Raw genomic sequence first — 20,344 nt, 5'->3', positions numbered from 1 at the left:
AGGCACGGCACCTATCGCATGAATCCATCCCGCGCTTTTATTCTGCGTCCCGTCGGCACCGCGCTGCTGATGGCGGCGATCATGCTGGTCGGTCTCGTCGCGCTGCGCTTCCTGCCGCTCTCCGCGCTGCCCGAGGTCGACTATCCGACGATCCAGGTGCAGACCTTCTATCCGGGCGCGAGCCCGGACGTGATGACGTCGTCGGTCACCGCACCGCTCGAACGCCAGTTCGGGCAGATGCCGTCGCTCAATCAGATGTCGTCGCAAAGCTCGGCCGGCTCGTCGATCATCACGCTGCAATTCAGCCTCGATCTACCGCTCGACATCGCCGAGCAGGAAGTGCAGGCCGCCATCAACGCGGCCGGCAACCTGCTGCCCTCGGACCTGCCCGCGCCGCCGATCTACGCCAAGGTCAATCCGGCCGACGCGCCGATCATCACGCTCGCGATCACCTCGAAGACGCTGCCGCTCACGCAAGTGCAGGATCTGGCCGACACACGTCTCGCGCAGAAAATCTCGCAGGTGGCGGGCGTGGGCCTGGTGAGCCTGTCAGGCGGCCAGCGCCCGGCCGTGCGCATTCAGGCGAATCCGCGCGCGCTTGCCGCGTACGGTCTGAATCTCGACGACCTGCGCACCACCATCTCGAACCTGAACGTCAACACGCCGAAGGGCAATTTCGACGGCCCCACGCGCAACTACACGATCAACGCGAACGACCAGTTGACCGACGCCGACGCGTACAAGAGCGCGGTGGTCGCGTACAAGAACGGCCGCGCGGTGATGCTGACCGACGTGGCCACGATCGTGCAGGGCGCCGAGAACACCAAGCTCGGCGCATGGGTGGACGGCACGCCCGCGATCATTCTGAACGTGCAGCGTCAGCCGGGCGCGAACGTGATCCAGGTGGTGGACAGCATCAAGAAGCTGCTGCCGCAATTGCAGCAGGCGCTGCCCGCCGCGCTCGACGTAGAGATCGTCACCGACCGCACCACCACGATCCGCGCTTCCGTGCGCGACGTGCAGTTCGAACTGGCCATGTCGGTCGTGCTGGTGGTGATGGTGATGTACCTGTTCCTCGCCAACATCTACGCGACCATCATTCCGAGTCTCTCGGTGCCGCTGTCGCTGATCGGCACGCTCGCCGTGATGTACCTGTGCGGTTTCTCGCTGGACAACCTGTCCTTGATGGCGCTGACCATCGCGACCGGCTTCGTGGTGGACGACGCGATCGTGATGATCGAGAACATCGCGCGTTACGTGGAAGAAGGCGAGTCGCCGCTCGAAGCCGCGCTGAAGGGTTCGAAACAGATCGGCTTCACGATCATTTCGCTGACGGTCTCGCTGATCGCCGTGCTGATTCCGCTGCTCTTCATGGGCGACGTGGTCGGCCGCCTGTTCCACGAATTCGCCATTACGCTCGCCGTGACGATCGTCATCTCGGCGGTCGTGTCGCTCACGCTGGTGCCGATGATGTGCGCCAAACTGCTGCGCCACACGCCGCCGCACGAGAGCCACCGCTTCGAGGCCAAGGCGCACCGCGCGATCGACTGGGTGATCGCGCGCTACGCGGTCGCGCTCACGTGGGTGCTGAACCGGCAACGCTCCACGCTGGTCGTCGCACTCCTCACGCTGGTGCTGACCGGCCTGCTGTACGTATACATTCCGAAGGGCTTCTTCCCGGTGCAGGACACCGGCGTGATCCAGGCGATCACGCAGGCGCCGCAGTCGGTGTCGTATGCGTCGATGGCCGAGCGCCAGCAGGAACTCGCCGCACAGATCCTGAAGAATCCGGACGTGGAAAGCCTGACCTCGTTCATCGGCGTGGACGGCAGCAATATCACGCTGAACAGCGGCCGCATGCTGATCAACCTGAAGCCGCGCGACGACCGCAGCAACACCGCGAGCGAAGTGATCCGCCAGTTGCAGCGGGACGTGGCGCATATTCCAGGCGCGTCGCTGTACATGCAACCGGTGCAGGATCTGACGATCGACTCGACGGTGAGCCCCACGCAGTACCAGTTCATGCTGACCGATCCGAACATCGGCGAATTCACCACGTGGGTGCCCAAGCTCGTCGAGCGCTTGCGGCAGTCGCCTGAGCTGGCGGACGTGGCGACGGATCTGCAGGACAACGGCCAGTCGGTCTACATCGAAATCGATCGCGCCACTGCGTCGCGTTACGGCATCACGCCGGCCACCGTGGATAGCGCGCTGTACGACGCGTTCGGCCAGCGCATCATCTCGACCATCTTCACCCAGTCGAACCAGTACCGCGTGATTCTGGAAGCGCAGCCGGAAATGCAGCACTACACCGAATCGCTGAAGTCGATCTATCTGCCCTCTTCCACGTCCACGGGCGGGCAAGTGCCGCTGTCGTCGATCGCGCGCTTCATCGAGAAGCCCGCGCCGCTGCTGGTCACGCATCTGAGCCAGTTCCCGGCCACCACCGTGTCGTTCAACCTCGCGCCGGGCTCATCGCTCGGCGCGGCGGTGAAGGCGATCGACCAGGCGCAGAAGGACATCGGCTTGCCCGCGTCGTTCCAGACGCGCTACCAGGGCGCGGCGCTGGCGTTCCAGGCGTCGCTGTCGAACGAACTGTTCCTGATCCTCGCGGCGATCGTCACGATGTATATCGTGCTGGGCGTGCTGTACGAGAGCTTCATCCATCCGATAACGATTCTCTCCACGCTGCCCTCGGCCGGTGTCGGCGCCCTGCTCGCGCTGCTCATTACCGGGCACGATCTGGACATCATCGGCATCATCGGTATCGTGCTGCTGATCGGTATCGTGAAGAAGAACGCAATCATGATGATCGACTTCGCGCTCTACGCCGAGCGCGAGGAAGGCAAGCCGCCGCGCGAAGCGATCTATCAGGCGTGTCTGTTGCGCTTCCGGCCGATTCTGATGACCACGCTCGCCGCCCTGCTCGGCGCGCTGCCGCTGATGCTCGGCACGGGTGCCGGCTCGGAGCTGCGCCGTCCTCTCGGTATCGCGATTGCGGGTGGGTTGATCGTCAGCCAGTTGCTGACGCTCTTCACCACGCCGGTGATCTACCTCGCGTTCGACTCGCTCGGCCGCCGCGTGCGTGAGCGCTTCAATCGGGGCAAGTCCACGCCGCCCGTCACCGACGCGGGGAACTGAGCGATGAATCTGTCGCGTCCGTTTATCTCCCGCCCGGTCGCCACCACGCTGCTCGCGGTCGGCATTGCGCTGGCCGGCGTTTTCGCGTTCACGAAGCTGCCGGTGGCGCCGCTGCCGCAGGTCGATTTCCCGACCATTTCGGTGCAGGCCACGTTACCGGGCGCGAGTCCGGATACCGTGGCGACCAGCGTCGCCAGTCCGCTCGAACGGCATCTCGGCTCGATCGCCGACGTCACCGAAATGACCTCGATGAGCTCGGTCGGCTCCACGCGCATCACCATGCAGTTCGGCCTGAACCGCGACATCGACGGCGCCGCGCGCGACGTGCAGGCCGCCATCAACGCGGCGCGCGCCGATCTGCCGGCGAGCCTGCGCAGCAACCCGACCTACCACAAGGTCAATCCGGCCGACGCGCCGATCCTGATTCTGGCGCTCACGTCGAAAACGCTCACTGCCGGCCAGTTGTACGACTCCGCGGCCACCGTGCTGCAACAGTCGCTGTCGCAGGTGGACGGCGTCGGCGAAGTGGACGTGAGCGGCTCGGCCAATCCGGCCGTGCGCGTCGAACTGGAGCCGAATGCGCTCTCGCACTACGGCATCGGTCTCGAAGACGTGCGCGCGGCGCTCGCCGCCGCCAACGCGAACAGCCCGAAAGGCTCGATCGAATTCGGCCCGAACCGCGTGCAGATCTACACCAACGACCAGGCCAGCAAGGCGTCGCAATACAAGGATCTGGTCATCGCATATCGCAACGGCTCGGCGGTGAAACTCTCCGACGTGGCGGAGGTGGTCGATTCGGTAGAAGATTTGCGCAATCTCGGCCTCTTCAACGGCAAGCGTTCGGTGCTGGTGATCCTGTATCGCCAGCCGGGCGCGAACATCATCGACACCATCGACCGGGTGACGGCAATGCTGCCGCAACTGCATGCGTCGCTACCCGCGGACGTCGAGATCGCGCCGGCCGCCGACCGTTCCACCACGATCCGCGCGTCGCTGAAAGATACCGAGCGTACCCTCGTGATCGCGGTGGCGCTGGTGGTGATGGTGGTGTTCCTGTTCCTGCGCAACTGGCGCGCCACGCTGATTCCGAGCGTGGCCGTGCCGATCTCGATCATCGGCACGTTCGGCGCGATGTATCTACTCGGCTTCTCGATCGACAACCTTTCGCTGATGGCCTTGACCATCGCGACCGGCTTCGTGGTGGACGACGCGATCGTGGTGCTGGAGAACATCTCGAGACATATCGAGAATGGCGTGCCGCGCATGAAGGCGGCGTTCCTCGGCGCGCGCGAAGTCGGCTTTACCGTGCTGTCCATCAGTATTTCGCTGGTCGCCGTGTTCCTGCCGATCCTGCTGATGGGCGGCATTGTCGGGCGCCTGTTCCGCGAATTCGCGCTGACGCTCTCGCTCGCGATCGGCGTGTCGCTGATCGTCTCCCTCACGCTCACGCCGATGATGTGCTCGCGCCTCCTGCGCGAGCCGCACGAGCAGAAGGAAGAAGGCCGTTTCGGCCGCTGGCTCGAACGCGGTTTCGCGTCGATGCAGCGCGGCTACGAGCGCACGCTCGGCTGGGCGCTGCTGCATCCGCGCCTGATCGTGACGATCCTGCTGCTGACGATCGGCCTGAACGTCTGGCTGTACATCATCGTGCCGAAGGGTTTCTTTCCGCAGCAGGACACCGGGCGGCTGATCGGCGGCATTCAGGCCGATCAGAGCACCTCGTTCCAGGCCATGAAAGGCAAGTTCGCGCAGATGATGGAGATTGTCGGCAAGAACCCGGCGGTGGACAGCGTGGCCGGCTTCACGGGCGGGCGGCAGACCAACTCCGGCTTCATGTTCGTGACGCTGAAACCGAAGTCCGAGCGCAAGCTTTCCGCCGATCAGGTGATCCAGCAACTGCGCGCGCCGCTCGGCGACGTGGCCGGCGCGCGGACCTTCCTGCAGGCGGTGCAGGACATTCGCGTCGGCGGACGGCAATCGAACGCGCAATATCAATTCACGCTGCTGGCCGATTCCACGCCCGACCTTTACCTGTGGGGACCAAAGCTCACCGAGGCGCTGCAGGCACGCCCCGAACTCGCCGACGTGAACTCCGACCAGCAGCAAGGCGGCCTCGAAGCGATGGTGACGATCGACCGCGCCACCGCCGCGCGCCTCGGCATCAAGCCGGCGCAGATCGACAACACCTTGTACGACGCGTTCGGCCAGCGCCAGGTATCGACGATCTACAACCCGCTGAACCAGTATCACGTCGTGATGGAAGTCGCGCCGAAGTACTGGCAGAGCCCGGACATGCTCAAGCAGATCTATATCAGCACCTCGGGCGGCAGCGCGAGCGGCGCCCAGACCACCAACGCGCCGGCGGGCACGGTGACGACGACGGCAAGCACGACCTCGACCAGCGCGACCAGCGCGACGACGGGCGGCACGGCGGGCACGACCGCATCGAGCGCGGCGAGCATCGCAGCGGACTCCGCGCGCAACCAGGCGATCAATTCGATCGCGGCGAGCGGCAAGTCGAGCGCTTCGTCGGGCGCGGCGGTGTCGACCGCGAAGGAAACGATGGTGCCGCTGTCGGCGATCGCGAGCTTCGGGCCAGGCAGTACGCCGCTCTCCGTGAACCACCAGAGCCAGTTCGTGGCCTCGACGATTTCGTTCAACCTGCCCCCGGGCGTGTCGCTTTCCACCGCGACCCAGGCGATCTACGACACGATGGCGCAGATCGGCATGCCTGGCACCATCCACGGCAGCTTCCAGGGCACGGCGCAAGCGTTCCAGCAGTCCATGTCCGATCAGCCGATCCTGATTCTGGCCGCGCTGGCCGCCGTGTATATCGTGCTTGGCATGCTGTACGAGAGCTACATCCATCCGCTGACGATTCTGTCCACGCTGCCTTCAGCAGGCGTGGGCGCGCTGCTGGCGTTGCTGCTCTTCAAGACCGAGTTCAGCATCATCGCGCTAATCGGCGTGATTCTGCTGATCGGCATCGTGAAGAAGAACGCGATCATGATGGTGGACTTCGCGATTGAAGCATCGCGGCACGGGCTGTCTTCGCGCGATGCGATTTTTCAGGCGTGTCTGCTGCGTTTCCGGCCGATCATGATGACCACCTGTGCCGCACTGCTCGGCGCGTTGCCGCTCGCGTTCGGCCGCGGCGAAGGCGCGGAGCTGCGCGCGCCGCTCGGGATCGCGATTGTCGGCGGCCTGATTGTCAGTCAGATGCTCACGCTCTATACGACGCCGGTAGTGTATCTCTACATGGACCGGGTCCGGCTCAGATGGGAGTCGCGCAAGGCTCGCAGAACGGGGGTTGCGCCGTCCTGATGCTATTCGGGTTTCGCGTGCGGGAGCTTCGCGTGCGCGTGTTGTCGCAACGTGGCTGACAGCGCCGCGAAACCCGATTGCAGGAGCTCGTCGCCGCCACCGGCATGACTGACACTCGCGCGGACGAATTCAGGCACGACGCTCTGCCCCACCGCAAACAGTCCGGCAGCACTGACAAGACAGTTCTGCTGCCCCAGAACGGTCTGAACATCCACCGCGCGCCCCGGCGCCGGAACCTCTATCCAGAAGTGCGGACTTTGCGGATGCGTCACGTAATTCAGTCCTGACAGATGGCGTTCCACCAGATGTTTCCGACGTTCGAGTTCGGCTGCCTGCTGACGCATGAGCCTCTGCGCCACCCCTTCCTCTATCCAGCGGCTCGCGAGTTCGAGCGGTAGAGGCGTCGCCATCCAGCAGGTGGCCCTCACCGCGGCACCGAAGCGGCTGATCAACGGCAAAGGCGCATGGACATAACCGACACGCAGGCCTGCCGCGACGACCTTGCTCAAACTGCCGATCACGACGCCGCGCTCGGGCGCGAACAGACTGATCGGCGGTGGCCGGTTGGCCATTAACACGCCATGCGCTTCGTCTTCGATAATCAGGACATTGTGGGCCCGGCACACTTTTGCGACGATCTCGCGGCGTTCGACGGACAGCACGGCGGTGGTCGGATTCTGGATGCTCGGCGTGCAGTACAGCGCCGAAACGCGATGGGTACGGCATACGTCCAGTAGTGCTTGAGGCATGAGACCTTCCTCGTCCATCTCGATACCGAGCAGCTTGATGCCCAGCAGCCGCGCCGCGCTGATCAGCCCAGGATAAGTGAGGCGCTCGGTGACCACGATGTCTCCCGCGCGAAGCAATGCAATCAGCGCGCAGAGCAGCCCGTGCTGGCCGCCGTTGACGCACACGATCTGATCGGGTCCGCTCGCAAAGTCGCCGTGGCCCAACCATTGCGCACCCGCCTGACGATGTCGTGCGGAGCCGAGGTCCGGTGTATAGAGCATGAGTTCGCGCAGGGTCTCGCCATCTGCGGCCAACTCATCGAGGCTGCGTGCGAGCATCACGGCCTCCTGCCCGGGAATATGCATGCTGCGACTCATATCGATGCACCGGTGCGGCTCGTCGCTACAATTCTTGAAGCCGCGGTCGCATGAACGCTCCAGGCCGCGTTTGCGCACGAAGGTTCCGTCGCCCACTCTCGCGACAACCAGTCCGATGCGCTCCAGTTCCGCATACGCGCGACTAACCGTGCCGGCGGTCACACCGAGCTTGTCGGCCAGCAGCCTGTGCGGTGGGAGCTTGGCTCCGCCCGCGATCGAACCGTCGTGAATGCGTGTCGCGAGCGCCTCCGCGAGGCGCTTGTATTTGGGTGTGCGCCCACACTCGAGCGACGGCTTCAGAATTGAAACCATGTCAATAATTGGTTTGACTGTCATTAGGCATCCTAATACGATTATCGATCTGATCCGCGCCAATTCTACTGATTCACCGTAATTTAAATTAAGATAAGGGATACATTGACGTCATGCCGACAACGGCCACTATCGATATTCCGCGCAATGCATACAGAGATTGGCGCACCGGGTTTGTGACGTCCGTCCTGTTTCTGATTGTCTGTCTGAGCTGGGGCACCACCTGGCTGGGCATCAAGATAGCCGTTGAAAGCGCGCCGCCACTGACTTCCGCCGGACTTCGCTTTCTGATCGCCTTCCCGCTGTTCCTCGTCTTTGCGTTGGTGCGCAAGGAGCCGCTTTTCTTCCCGCGTGAAAAAATCGGCTTCTTTATTTTCGTCACGCTGGGCTACTTTTGCGTTCCGTATTATTTTCTCAACTACGGCGAGCTACATGTTGCATCGGGATTAACAGCCCTAATATTTAGCAGCATGCCGGTCTTTATCTTGATATTTTCCGCATTATTTCTGCGCGAGAAAATCTATTTCTCACAATTGATCGGCATCGCCGTCGGTTTCGGCAGCCTGTTCATGATCGTTAAAACGCAAGGCATGCACATGGATCACGCCGAACTCCTCGGGGTTCTGGCCATTCTCGCCGCCGCAGTCATGCATGCGTTGTGTTACGTCATCACCAAACGTCAGGGCGCGCATATCGGCGTAATCACCTTCAACACGCTGCCGATCGGCATCGCCGGCTTAATGCTGTTCATCGCAGGAACGTTTCTCGAACATCCCAGACTCGAGAACATCACACTCCGTTCATGGAGTGCGTTGACCTACCTGGGATTGGCCGCGTCAGTCGGCGGATTCATCGTCTATTTCTTTTTGCTCAAGCGGCTCAGCCCGGTCATTCTCTCGTTCGTGTTCATCATCTTCCCCGTGTTTGCCGTCGTAATCGGCTCCTGGTACGAGGGGCTGCCGATTTCAAAAGACCTTTGCTTCTATTCAGCCCTGTTACTGCTGGGATTCGCCATCACAAAGTTGCCCGCGGAAAAACTCCTGGTAAAAAACAGGCAGATGTCTCGGTGAGGCCACTATGGACATGCTCAATCACGACAATCTGCAGTGCATCTACCGCCACGCCAGCCGCACCTATCCGGAGGAATGCTGCGGCTTCGTTTTCGCCGACGGAACCGTCCATCATGGCGTCAATATCCAGAGTGAGTTGAATCGCCGGCAACCTGATATCCATACGCGCACCGGCGCGAACGGGTACACCTTCTCCGTCGCCGACACGCTTGCAATGAACCGAAGCTTCCAAAGCGGCAATCCCGCCACGGTCATCTACCACTCGCATCCAGACGTCGGCGCCTACTTCAGTCATGAAGACGAGAACAAGGCACTGTTCATGGGCAAGCCGGCGTACCCGGTCGCCTATCTCGTCGTGGATGTCCGCGCGGGTCATGCCAAAGGGGCAAAGCTTTTCCAATGGAACGGCAAATGTTTTGCCTGTGTTCAAGAGATTCACGCCGGCCAGGAAAACCCGGCAATACCAATCAGGAGTTGACAATGAAAGTCGTGATCTTCCCGGAAGTCCTCGCGAGAGCCGCACGCCTGCCATCCCATCGCATGGAAGCCGAGGGCCGCACAGTGCGGGAGGTGATCGAGCACGTTTGTGCGCGCCATTCACCACTGCGTGTTCACCTGTTTTACGAAAACGACGCCTTCAAGGAACACTTTCTCCTGACCAGTTCGGGCGAAGTGGTGGACCCCGAGCACGCAGTTCCGGCGGGCGGCGAAGTCGAAATCATGCTGGCTACATCCGGCGGCCTCGACACCGACCACCTTTCCAATGACGAGATTCGCCGCTACGTCCGTCACATCACGCTGCCAGGCGTTGGGCGTGCAGGCCAACTGCGACTCAAGAAAGCGAAAGTCCTGATCATCGGCACAGGCGGATTGGGCTCGCCAATCTGCCTTTATCTGGCCGCTGCCGGCGTAGGCACCCTCGGGCTAATCGACTTCGACGTGGTGGAGCGCAGCAATTTGCAGCGCCAGATCGTGCATGGGAACAGCACACTCGGCATGCTCAAGGTGGAATCGGCGAAACAGCGTCTGCATGATCTGAACGCGGACATTGAGATCGACACCTATGCCGCCGCGCTCGACGCGGACAACGCCCGGCATCTGATCGGGCAATACGACGTGATAGTCGACGGCACGGATAACTTCGCATCACGCTACTTGGTCAATGACGTGTGTGCGCAATTGGGCAAACCTCTCGTCTACGGTGCGATATATCGCTTCGAAGGGCAAATGAGCGTTTTCAATTATCGCGGGGGGCCCTGCTATCGTTGCCTCTTTCCCAACAGCCCGCCTCCGGAACTTGCACCAAACTGCACTGCCGGCGGCGTCATTGGCGTGCTGCCCGGCGTCGTCGGTCTCATTCAGGCCACCGAGGCCATCAAGCTGATTCTCGATATCGGCGAATCGCTGGCCGGGCGGCTGATGCGCTTCGACGCGTTGACCATGAGATTTAACGAGGTCCGGTTCTCGCGCCGTTCCGGCTGCCCGTCTTGCTCCCCGAACCGTCATGGCAAGCTCTGCGAACCCGCTCAAATAGTGTGTTCGAGCGTGAACACGGACCGGCAACCGCTGGCACCTGATTTCTTCATCGAACCGTATGCGCTCAAGGCAATCATGGAGCGCGCCGACAGCAACCCTATATTGCTCGATGTACGTGACGCGAATGAACTGGAGGTCTGTCGGCTGCCCGGCGTGCTGCACATCCCTTTGGACGAGTTGAGCGAGCGCACCGCCTTACTGGATTCTCGCGAAACCTATTATCTGATCTGCTATGGCGGACTGCGAGCCGAGCGCGCCGCAATCATTCTTCAGGACGTCGGGTTCCCCCATGTGAAAGTACTGGAAGGCGGCATGAAACGCTGGGTGCGGGATGTCGAGCCCGACATGCCCATCTACTAATCCGTGACCGGCTGCCGAAGCGATGATCTACCCGTCGATACTCGAAACCATAGGCAACACACCTATTGTTCGCCTAGGAGCCTTCTCTGGCGAACTTGGGCTCGATGTCTTTGCGAAGCTTGAATCCTTCAATCCAGGCGGTAGCCACAAAGCACGGATCGCCTTGGGCATGATTCTCGATGCCGAACGCAGGGGCGTGCTCGTACGAGGCAGGCAGCAAACCATCGTAGAGCCCAGCGGCGGCAACACGGGCATTGGACTCGCAATCGCCGGCAATATTCTCGGCTATGAAGTGGTGTTGGTGATACCCGACAACTACAGTCCGGAAAAGCAAAAACTGCTGCGATTGTATGGCGCCAAGGTGGTGCTCTCAGACAGCCGCCTGGGGAACAATTCTCACGGTCAACGTGCCATGGAATTGCAGCTCGAGCATCCTGACTACGTAATGCTCAATCAGCAGCGCAACCATGCCAATCCGGAAACGCATCGAGAGTCCACCGCTCAGGAAATCCTGCGCGATTTTGGCAACCGTCAAGTGGACTGTTTCGTGGCGGGGATCGGCACGGGTGGACATATCACCGGCATTGGCGAGACGCTCAAGCAGCATTGGCCTGGCATGCGCGTATTCGGGGTCGAGCCGGAGCAATGCGATCTGCTGGCCGACCGGCATGCGCCGCATGAAATCCAGGGATTGTCGATCGGCGTCGTTCCGGCCGTTCTGAACCTGTCCGTGCTTGATGGAATGATCAAGGTTTCCAGGCTCGACTGCGAGTCGAGGATCCGGCAAACCATGCAGAGCGACTCGATCAGCCTCGGAATTTCCTCGGCGGCCAATCTCGTGGCAATCTCCAAACTGAAAAAAATACTGCCCAGCGGGGCCGTCGTGCTAACCATGATCTACGACGGCGTCGAGTCTTACCTATCCTCTTTCGGATAGCGGCAACGATAGCCCGTTGCTTCGGTTTTCCTTCTCACACCCAACCAACCCTCTCCATGCAGCCGGAGCAGGTGGAGTGCACGGACCCAGAAACGTCACGAATGAAAGACGTCTGTCGCGAATACGGCTTCGCTGAACGAACAGGATAAACGCTCTTTACCTGCACCCACACTCTTGCGGCGTATCTCCATGCGCCCGATCGGCCGCGCATTGCCGAGGTGAGTGCCGCCGCAGGGGATCACGTTGCCCTCGCACTCCCAATATCGGGCGTCGGGATGGACGGAATGCGGATAGACGCGCACATCACTGGCGCGTAGGACAAATGCATTGGCGATGGTTTCTATCTCGCGGATTTCTTCTGCGGAGATGCGCTCGTCGACGGCGAAATCGAGCCGTGCGGCGTCGGTCCGAATATGACATCCGAGTATCCAGGCAGCCGCGTCCGGCCTTATCTGTTGCACGCCGATCAGGAGAAAGTGGCACGCCGTGTGGCTCAGAGAAAGTTGCGCCCGGCGCAAGCGGTTGATTCGCACCTCGACTGCGTCGCCTACGCGCACGTTCGCAAGATATCCAATGTCATCGGGATGAACGATATGCTCGATCACCCCGCCTATCTGAATGTCGGGGAAATCTGCGACTGCCAGATGATCGCCGTACATTTTTTTGGCGTGAATGAAGCGAACCTCAACGCCATTCTGTAGAACGATAACGCCGTGGTCCGCGTCCTGCCCACCTCCCTCCGGATAGGCGACAGTGGCATCGAGTTCGACATGCCCGGCACCGAGCTTGACGACCGTGGCAACGCACCGGTCCAGATTGAAATCCTCGTAGTAGCGCTTATTGGTCTTGCGGTTCAATGAAAACATGGCGTTCAGGATAAGTCTAAAAGGGTTCTGGCAGGATCTTTGGACTTCCGCTTCCGCGTCAATTGAAGTGCGGATTTGAGTGTCACGACCGAATCGGATGGAATGTTCTCCGTGATCACACAATGCGGCGAGACGAATACGTCGTCGCCAATGACAATGTCGCCGAAGATTCGCGCGAATGCACCAATCTCGGCCCGATTTCCCAAAGTTGGATGTCTTTTGCCGGACGGGTTGGCGGCTATGCCCGTGGCCCCGAGAACGACACCGCCGAGGATGTAGCAGTCGTCGCCGATACGCGACGTCTCACCGATCACCGTACCCCACCCGTGATCCAGAACCAGGCGCCGGCCAATATGACAGCGCGGATGAATTTCGGCGCCTGAGAGCAACTTGCCTCGCGCCGATACGAGGGCGGCGACACTTGCGATTTCCCTATTCCGGTCGCCGTCAAGCGAGGCCATGTGGAGAATGGCGTGGGCGAGGCGGTAGTGAAGTACCGCTTTGTAAGACGAGTATCCCAACGCTATCTCTTCGACCGAACCGCGGGATGCGGGATCCTTGGCGGCGAAGGCGTTCAGATCGTGTTCGGCCGCCGTGGCTGCCGCAATGCACTGCGCGTGCGTTGCGATTTTATTGACCAGAGCGGGTGAGCAGCATTCCATCAACGCTGCATGGAGGAGGTTTTGAACGATCTGCTTTGGCATTTATACGTCCACGTTCGAGATAACTATCGTTATGCCAATGGGCGACGCATGCGGCTATGGGACAAGTCCGAAACCGCGCCGCCAGGACGGCCGAAGGCAGCGCAATTGTATGAATCGTTACAGCTGGTCAAGAGAGGCGCATAAGTCCTTTCTAAAGGCGCGTTTATTCAGGTTTTTTGCGGCCGGGGAAAGCGATGCGGGAAGACGCGATCAGTATCGAAGAAGCGTTGGCGATTTACACGAGCCGCTCAGCGCACGCCGAGTCATGATCTGACGGAGATGCCGGTGGTGGCGCTGTGTGCGATTCTCTCAGGCGCCAATAGCTGGGTGGCGATCCAGACACCAAAGCGGAACTGAAGATGCGCCGCCTCAAGGCCTGCGCCAACGATCAATATCTCGCCCGCCTGCTGAACTCTTGAGCTTCATGCGCTTGCCCTGCGGCCGAAGGATTGGCAGTGCCGTGTCCAATACTGCTTTCCCCGGGCCGGTCTCGAATACATATGACCAGATCGTTTTCTTCTACAGCTTCTGGTCTCTGGCAAGCAAAAAAATCCGCTGCCATTGCCTCGCCTGCCGCTCGTTCGACATGGGCAACACCCATACCTCACGCTTCGCATCCTTGACCTTCAGGGCGACCTGCGCTTGCGCCTCGCGGCCTTGCGCCTCGGCCTCGAGCAGATCGGCAAAGATATAGGCGCCCTGCTCCACGCCGACCTGAATCTCACACAGGCGCTTGCCGGCAGCGAGCCGGACCGATCCCCAAGTGCCCTGGAGTTCGTGCGTCCAGTCGCCATTGCGGACATTCGGCGCCACCTCCTTGCGGCGGCGCCACCAGTACGCCAGAGCAGCCACCAGCACGAACACGGCCAGCACGGCAACACCCACCGCGACGGCCAGTCCGAACGCGGCCTGCAGGGCATAAAACGCCCGGACCGCGCCATACACCAGCGCGACCAGCGCAATCAACGCAACGAGAATCGGCATTGCAAACTCACAGGCAAAAAAACTCAGCCTGGCACGAGCGCTGTCCCCCCGCACCCCAAGAAAACACTGCGGAAACTACGTGGATGTCAGTTTTCGGCTTCACGGCTGCTTGTGCGTCGCGGCCCATTCTTTCACCGCCTTCAACGTATTCTCGACATGCTTCTCCGGCGACAGGCTCGTGTATTCATAGATGACCTTGCCGTCCGGCGCGATCACATACGACACGCGATTGGCCATCGACGCATGCATCGGCATGCCCGCATCATATTCGCCGATCACCTTCGAGTCGGCGTCGGCCGCGACCGGGAATTTGCTCCGGCATTCGCTCACCGAAAACTTCGTCAGCGTGTCGATGTTGTCGTGCGACACGCCGATCACCGTCGCGCCATATTTCTTGTACTCGTCGACGGCTTCGGCGAACTCGTGAGCTTCGATCGTGCAGCCCTTGGTGAAGGCCGCCGGATAGAAGTACAGCACCACCGGTCCTTTCTTCAACTCGTCGGCGAGCGAATACGTGTAGGTCTTGCCGCCCAGCGAAGCCTGTGCGGTGAACGGCGGCGCCACGTCGCCCGGCTTGAGGGTCGCCGAGGCCGTCAGCGAATGCATGGCGAATCCCACCGACACGGCGCCGGCCAGTACCGCCGATATGAATTTCTTCTTCATCTGTCTGTTCCTCCAGGCGTTGATGCACGCGGTTCGTCCAACGAACCCAAGGCCATTGCGTTCACGGGAACGCCGGCCAACTTCGCTATTGGACCACGTACTCACGAGGTACGTAAGAAGCCGCCCGAAAGATGCGCGAGTCGCTGCCGCGCGGGCCGCGGACACGGTCCAGGCCAACCCGGGCAAACCACGCCCACCGCCCCACCGCGCCTGCCAGGCCAACTCACGCCAACCCGCAGAAATACCGCAACACCGTCCGCCCGTCAGGCGGCCACTTCGCCGATATGCGCACCGAACCAGGCCGCGGCCGACAGGTTCAGCTCGGCCAGCACCTCAGGCGTGAAGGTCACGAAACCAGCCGGCGCATCGGCGCCGAGCGCAATCGACGCCGCGTCGCCCCCTTCGCCGGCCGCCTCGGCAAGGCGCAGCAAGGTGCCCAGCTCGCCGCGCCGCGACACGATCGCCTCGCGAATCTGCGGCGCGAGGCCGAGTTTCTCCAGCACCGCGCCTGGCGAGCTGCCCAGCACCACATGGATCAGCGAAAAAATCCCGGTCATGAACGCGGCGTCGGCGAATTCGTCATCGGACGGTCGCAGCCAGGCGGCGGCCAGTTCCATGAAGCGCGAGCGCGTTCCCGCCAGTTGCACCAGCGGATCGGCGCGCAACGGCAGATCGCCGCTGTCGGCGTAAAGCAGCAGTTGCGCCCAGCGCGCGATCTGCCGCGTGCCGGTGGCGATGATCGCCTCGCGCAGCGACGCAATATTGCGCCCCAGGCCGAACGCGCTCGAATTGACGAGGCGCAGCAGTTGCACCACCACGCTCGGGTTCAGCTTGAGTTCGGCTTCGAGCTCGGCGATGCCGGCATCGCGCGACAGCAAGGCGAGCAGACGCAGCAGGCCCGGCCGCGGCGAGCGGTTGCGCGGCGCGGCCAGCACCTGGGGCCGCGCGAAAAAGTAGCCTTGAAACAGATCGAAGCCGAGCTCGCGCGCGAGCGCGAAGTCTTCGCGTGTCTCGACCTTCTCGGCGATCAGCGTCTTGCCCTGCCCGCGCACGACCGACGCCAGCTTCGGCAGCACGGCGCGGTCGGTCTGCAAGAAATCGATCTTGACGATGTCGGCATACGGCAGCGCGGCGCTCAGCTCGTCGGACAGTTCGCTGATGTCGTCGAGCGCCACCTGAAAGCCGGCGCGACGCAGTTCGCCCAGACGGCGGCAAAGTGGCGCATCGAATTCCACGGTCTCGAGAATTTCGAGCACGAAGCGCCCGGGCGGCATCAGATGGACGATGTCGTTAAAGAGCAGCGCCCGGTCGATATTGACGAAGCCGCGATGCCGGCCCAGCACCGTCGGCACGCCGATCCCGCCGATGGCGCGCGCCACCACCTGCGCCGTGGCCTGGGCGTCGTCGGTGACTTCGGCGTAGTTATGCGCGCCGGCTCTGAACAACAATTCGTAAGCATTGAGCGCACCGTCGCGATCGAGGATCGGCTGGCGGCCCAGATAGACGAACTGCGCGGGAGGCAGCGGCGCAGCGCCTTCGGCAGTTGAGTCGAGCACCTCGCTGTGCCGGGCAATGACCCTGGCTTGATGACGTTCAGACATAGGGCATCGGTGCAAGTGTTCGGAAAGCTACGCAGCAGCGGCGTCACGGCCGGCGCTGCACAACAGGTTTCTCGTATTAACGGACATCGGGTAGCCGCACTTTAGCTGAATCGGCCCCTCGCCACCCCTATGCCGCGCATAGCTTTTCCTTACCGGGTGTTTTTTGCAGCACCCGCTAAAGATTTCCCGGCACGGGCCGTTATCTCGTTCTGATGGGGCGGCCTGATACCCTCTCGACCGCCCGACACGGCGGAAAAACAGCCGCCTCGCCTGCAGACGAATACAGGTTCCCAGCGATAAACATGGAAGCGAACAGGATCACCGCGCCCCGCCGGGGCTCCTTGCGCACGGTCATCGACCGGCTTCGTGCGTTCGGCCGGCGCGAGCACGGCAAACCGCAGACGGCTGCCAGCCGCGCTGCGCAACTGGAACAGGTGGTCGGCGCCGTCGACCTGCTGGCGCACGTCGACGACGAACTGCGCTTCCTCTATGTGTCCGATGCCAGCCTGCGCTTCATCGGTTATCACCGCGAGTACCTCGAGACCATCACGCTGCACGATCTCGTGGCGCCGGCCGACGTGCCGCGCCTCGACGCGCTGCTTACACGCGCCGCCGCCTCGGGCAATGTCGAGAAGGCCACGCTCGGTCTCATCAAGTCGCTCACTTACCCGATCACCGTCGAACTGCGCGTGGTGCGCAGCTGCCACGACGGCGCCGACGGCTATGCGATCGCCGGCTTCGACGTGTCGGCCTGGCGCGCCACCGAGGAACGTCTGACCCAGGCACTGCATCTGGACCGCCTGACCAATCTGGCCAACCAGTCGGCGCTGATTCCGGTGCTGCTCGACGCCCAGCAGCAAGCCGACGCGCACGGCACGCCGGCCTCGCTGCTGCTGCTCGACCTCGACGACTATCAACGCGTGAACCGCGCGCTCGGCTACGACGCTGGCGACGAAATGCTGCGCGACACCTCGCGCCGCATACTGAATATGACGAGCCCGGCCGAGACCGTGGCGCGCGTGGCAAGCGACGAATTCGCGATCCTCGTGAAGCCCGCCGCCAGCCGCACCGATGCGGCGGCCGCCGCCGAGACCCTGGCGCGGCGCCTGCTCACCGCGATCCAGCAGCCGTATGTATTCAACGGCCAGCAGGTGCATCTGTCGGCCAGCATCGGCATTGCGCTCTACCCCGACGTGCGCCATGCCAACGACACCGCCGCCCACGACACCCACCTGCTGCGCTGGGCCGACCATGCCCTCCTGCAGGCCAAGGCGGCCGGCGGCAACACGCTCGCCTTCTATGTCCCCGACGACAATCCCGCCGACGCCGAACGCCTGAAGCTGGAAGCCGACCTCTACGACGGCGTGCGCAACGGCGAGTTCTCGCTGCACTTCCAGCCGATCACGAGCAGCCGCACGCACGGCGTGGTCGGCGTGGAAGCCCTGATCCGCTGGTCGCACCCGGTGCACGGACTGGTGCCGCCGTCCATGTTCATCCCGCTCGCGGAATCGATCGGCCTGATCAACTTCCTCGGCAACTGGGTATTGAAGGTGGCCTGCATGCAGCTGATCCAGTGGGACGCCAAAGGCATTTGCCTCCAATACGTGGCCGTGAACGTGTCGCCGCAGCAGTTCCGCGATCCGCGCTTCAAGGACGCCGTGCGCGAGGCGATCGAACTGACCGGCATCGATCCGCGCCGCCTCGTGTTCGAGATCACCGAAAGCCTGCTGATGCACGACCCGGCGCATGCCAAGGTTCTGCTCGAAGACCTCACGGCGATGGGCATCCGCTTCGCCGTCGACGACTTCGGTACTGGCTATTCGAGCCTGGCTTACCTGCAACGCTTCCCGCTGGCCAAGCTGAAGATCGACAGGAGTTTTGTCGAGAATCTGCTAACCTCGCGAAACGATCAGGCAATCGTTAGCGCGGTCGTGGGCCTCGCTCAGACACTCGATCTCGAACTGGTAGCCGAAGGCGTCGAAACGGAAGCTCAACGAACCCTGCTTACCGAGATGGGATGCGACCACATCCAGGGGTGGCTCGTCTGCAAGGCGCTGCCCTCCGACGAACTCGCCGAGCGGTTCGAGGCGCGCACGCTTCACCTGCACACTGCATAGCGATGCAGGCAAAGCGCTCATGCAGCGGAACAGGCCGGCTTATGGCCGGCGCGGCACTCATTGGAACACGTATGGCTTTTGCGGGACTCACATGGTAAAGGCGGCAGTGCTCGACCGGCTCTGGACGCGAATGAGCGAGCGCGGCGATTTCCCCATGCTGTCGCAGTCGCTGCGCTCCACCATGGCGGCGATGAACAATGACGACCTCGACTTCACCGGCCTCGTGCAGGTGGTGTTGTCCGACTTCGCCCTCACGCAAAAGGTGCTGCGGCTCGCCAATTCGGCCATGTACATGGCGTTCGGCGGCAACATCACGACCGTATCGCGCGCGCTGATGGTGCTCGGCATGGACGCGGTCGGCCATCTCGTGGTCGGCCTGAAAATCGTCGATCACTTTCACGCCAGCGCGCCGCGCCGCATCGACGCGAAGCTCGAACTGAACCGCACGCTGCTGTCGGGCTGTGTCGCCCGCAAGTTGACCGAGCGCGGCGATCTGCGCGCCGGCGAGGAAGCCGTGGTCTGCACGCTGATGCGGCAGATCGGCAAGCTGCTGGTGGTGTTCTATCTCGACGCCGAATGGGATCAGATTCGCCGTCACATCGAGAGCGGCACGCTCGAAGCCGAGGCCTGCGTGCTGGTGCTCGGCGTGACATTCGACGAAATCGGCGCCGAAGCCGCCGTGCGCTGGCGCCTGCCCGACATGATCCGCTCCGGCATGGGCGAGTTCGACCCGCAGGACGTCACGCAGCCGCGCCAGGTGCAGTGGCTGCGCGCCATCACCAATTACTCGACGGCGGTCGCCGACGTGCTCACCCAGCAGAACACGCCCGACTGGGAGCGCGAGCAACGCATCGCCGCGCTGGCGCAGGAATATAGCGGCGCGCTGAACACCGACGCCGAAGTGCTGCTCGACATGAGCGTCGCGCTCGCCCGCGAGGAAGGTGGCGACGGCGTGATGCGCGAAATCGTCGAGTTGCGCGCCAACGCGGACGCGATCGCGCGCGAGGCGCTCAATCCCGAGGCGCGCATCGCGGTCGGGGTCAAAGATCTGCGCGGCCTGCCCGAAGGCAGCCCGCTCGCGCCGGCGCTGGCGATGGCCGCCGAAACCCTGCTGGCCGGTCTGGGCTTTGCGCGCACGGTGGTGTTCGTCAAGCACAGCAACGGCACCTTCAAGGCGCGCCTCGGACTCGGTCCGAAGATCGACGCGGCGTTGCCCAAACTAACCTTCAACACCGCCTTCGAGCCCGACGTGTTTCATCTGGCGATCGCCAACTCGGTGGGCATCTTCATCGAGAACGCGCGCGATCCGAAGATGGTCGCGCGGCTACCCGAATGGTTCCGCCGCTCATTCGACGACGCCCGCGCCTTCGTGCTGCTGCCGGTCGTCGACGAAAGCGACACCACGGTCGCGCTTTTATACGGCGACTGGTCGCATAGTCAGGAGCCACGCCGCATCTCACAGAAAGAAATGAGCGTGTTGAATGAACTGGCGAGGGAGTTAGGCCGTTTTTTCGGCCTGGGGCAGATGCGGGAAATGGAGACGATGTGAAGACCTGGCGTGATCGTTGATCGCGCCGCTTCACTCTCACCAGTTCTGTATTTGCCCGACGCCACGTTGAAGTC

14 protein-coding genes are annotated in these 20,344 nt (G+C 62.4%); 8 read left to right on the top strand and 6 right to left on the bottom strand.

From position 1 onward, the window contains the following. Positions 1-18 precede the first annotated feature (18 nt). Positions 19-3,141: an MdtB/MuxB family multidrug efflux RND transporter permease subunit gene (locus NE850_RS16870; protein WP_007182368.1), complete on the top strand. Its 3,123-nt coding sequence runs from the start codon at positions 19-21 to the stop codon at positions 3,139-3,141. Between the two features lie 3 nt (positions 3,142-3,144). Further along, positions 3,145-6,465: an efflux RND transporter permease subunit gene (locus NE850_RS16865; protein WP_007182369.1), complete on the top strand. Its 3,321-nt coding sequence runs from the start codon at positions 3,145-3,147 to the stop codon at positions 6,463-6,465. A 2-nt stretch (positions 6,466-6,467) separates the two neighbouring features. Here the strand turns inward: NE850_RS16865 and NE850_RS16860 are convergent, their stop codons facing one another. Beyond that, complete coding sequence (locus NE850_RS16860) at positions 6,468-7,907, bottom strand: PLP-dependent aminotransferase family protein (RefSeq protein ID WP_007182370.1); 1,440 nt, start codon at positions 7,905-7,907, stop codon at positions 6,468-6,470. 89 nt (positions 7,908-7,996) lie between these two features. On the opposite strand from NE850_RS16860, the gene NE850_RS16855 reads away from it, so the two are divergent. From NE850_RS16855 to NE850_RS16840, 4 genes are all read left to right on the top strand, one after another. Further along, entirely contained in the window at positions 7,997-8,953 is a 957-nt protein-coding gene (locus NE850_RS16855) for a DMT family transporter (protein ID WP_007182371.1), read from the top strand. 7 nt (positions 8,954-8,960) lie between these two features. Next, positions 8,961-9,431 (top strand): Mov34/MPN/PAD-1 family protein, encoded by a 471-nt coding sequence (locus tag NE850_RS16850; protein ID WP_310698941.1) that lies wholly within the window; start codon positions 8,961-8,963, stop codon positions 9,429-9,431. A gap of 242 nt (positions 9,432-9,673) precedes the next feature. Further along, positions 9,674-10,849: a molybdopterin-synthase adenylyltransferase MoeB gene (gene moeB / locus NE850_RS16845; protein ID WP_197740245.1), complete on the top strand. Its 1,176-nt coding sequence runs from the start codon at positions 9,674-9,676 to the stop codon at positions 10,847-10,849. 22 nt (positions 10,850-10,871) lie between these two features. Beyond that, the gene (locus NE850_RS16840) at positions 10,872-11,786 is read left to right on the top strand and encodes a PLP-dependent cysteine synthase family protein (protein ID WP_310698940.1); all 915 of its coding nucleotides are present in this window, start codon (positions 10,872-10,874) and stop codon (positions 11,784-11,786) included. A 95-nt stretch (positions 11,787-11,881) separates the two neighbouring features. Here NE850_RS16840 and NE850_RS16835 read toward each other — a convergent pair whose 3' ends face one another. The 5 genes from NE850_RS16835 to NE850_RS16815 form a co-directional block, all read right to left on the bottom strand. Beyond that, positions 11,882-12,652: an alanyl-tRNA editing protein gene (locus NE850_RS16835; protein ID WP_007182375.1), complete on the bottom strand. Its 771-nt coding sequence runs from the start codon at positions 12,650-12,652 to the stop codon at positions 11,882-11,884. A 5-nt stretch (positions 12,653-12,657) separates the two neighbouring features. After that, positions 12,658-13,356, bottom strand: coding sequence for a serine O-acetyltransferase (locus NE850_RS16830; RefSeq protein ID WP_007182376.1), 699 nt, complete (start codon positions 13,354-13,356; stop codon positions 12,658-12,660). Between the two features lie 519 nt (positions 13,357-13,875). Beyond that, on the bottom strand, positions 13,876-14,340 hold the full coding sequence (locus NE850_RS16825) for a hypothetical protein (protein ID WP_007182378.1): 465 nt from the start codon (positions 14,338-14,340) through the stop codon (positions 13,876-13,878). Positions 14,341-14,439: 99 nt separating this feature from the next. After that, the gene (locus NE850_RS16820) at positions 14,440-15,003 is read right to left on the bottom strand and encodes a peroxiredoxin (RefSeq protein ID WP_310698939.1); all 564 of its coding nucleotides are present in this window, start codon (positions 15,001-15,003) and stop codon (positions 14,440-14,442) included. A 263-nt stretch (positions 15,004-15,266) separates the two neighbouring features. After that, positions 15,267-16,604, bottom strand: coding sequence for an EAL and HDOD domain-containing protein (locus NE850_RS16815; protein WP_007182380.1), 1,338 nt, complete (start codon positions 16,602-16,604; stop codon positions 15,267-15,269). A 302-nt stretch (positions 16,605-16,906) separates the two neighbouring features. On the opposite strand from NE850_RS16815, the gene NE850_RS16810 reads away from it, so the two are divergent. Both NE850_RS16810 and NE850_RS16805 read left to right on the top strand, forming a co-directional pair. Then, on the top strand, positions 16,907-18,721 hold the full coding sequence (locus tag NE850_RS16810; RefSeq protein WP_310698937.1) for a sensor domain-containing phosphodiesterase: 1,815 nt from the start codon (positions 16,907-16,909) through the stop codon (positions 18,719-18,721). Between the two features lie 91 nt (positions 18,722-18,812). Continuing rightward, positions 18,813-20,270: an HDOD domain-containing protein gene (locus NE850_RS16805; RefSeq protein WP_007182382.1), complete on the top strand. Its 1,458-nt coding sequence runs from the start codon at positions 18,813-18,815 to the stop codon at positions 20,268-20,270. Positions 20,271-20,344: the final 74 nt, after the last annotated feature.

Origin of the sequence: Paraburkholderia sp. USG1, assembly GCF_031570135.1 — a bacterium.
Classification (GTDB): domain Bacteria; phylum Pseudomonadota; class Gammaproteobacteria; order Burkholderiales; family Burkholderiaceae; genus Paraburkholderia; species Paraburkholderia dioscoreae.
This window is presented reverse-complemented; position numbering and strand designations above follow the sequence as displayed.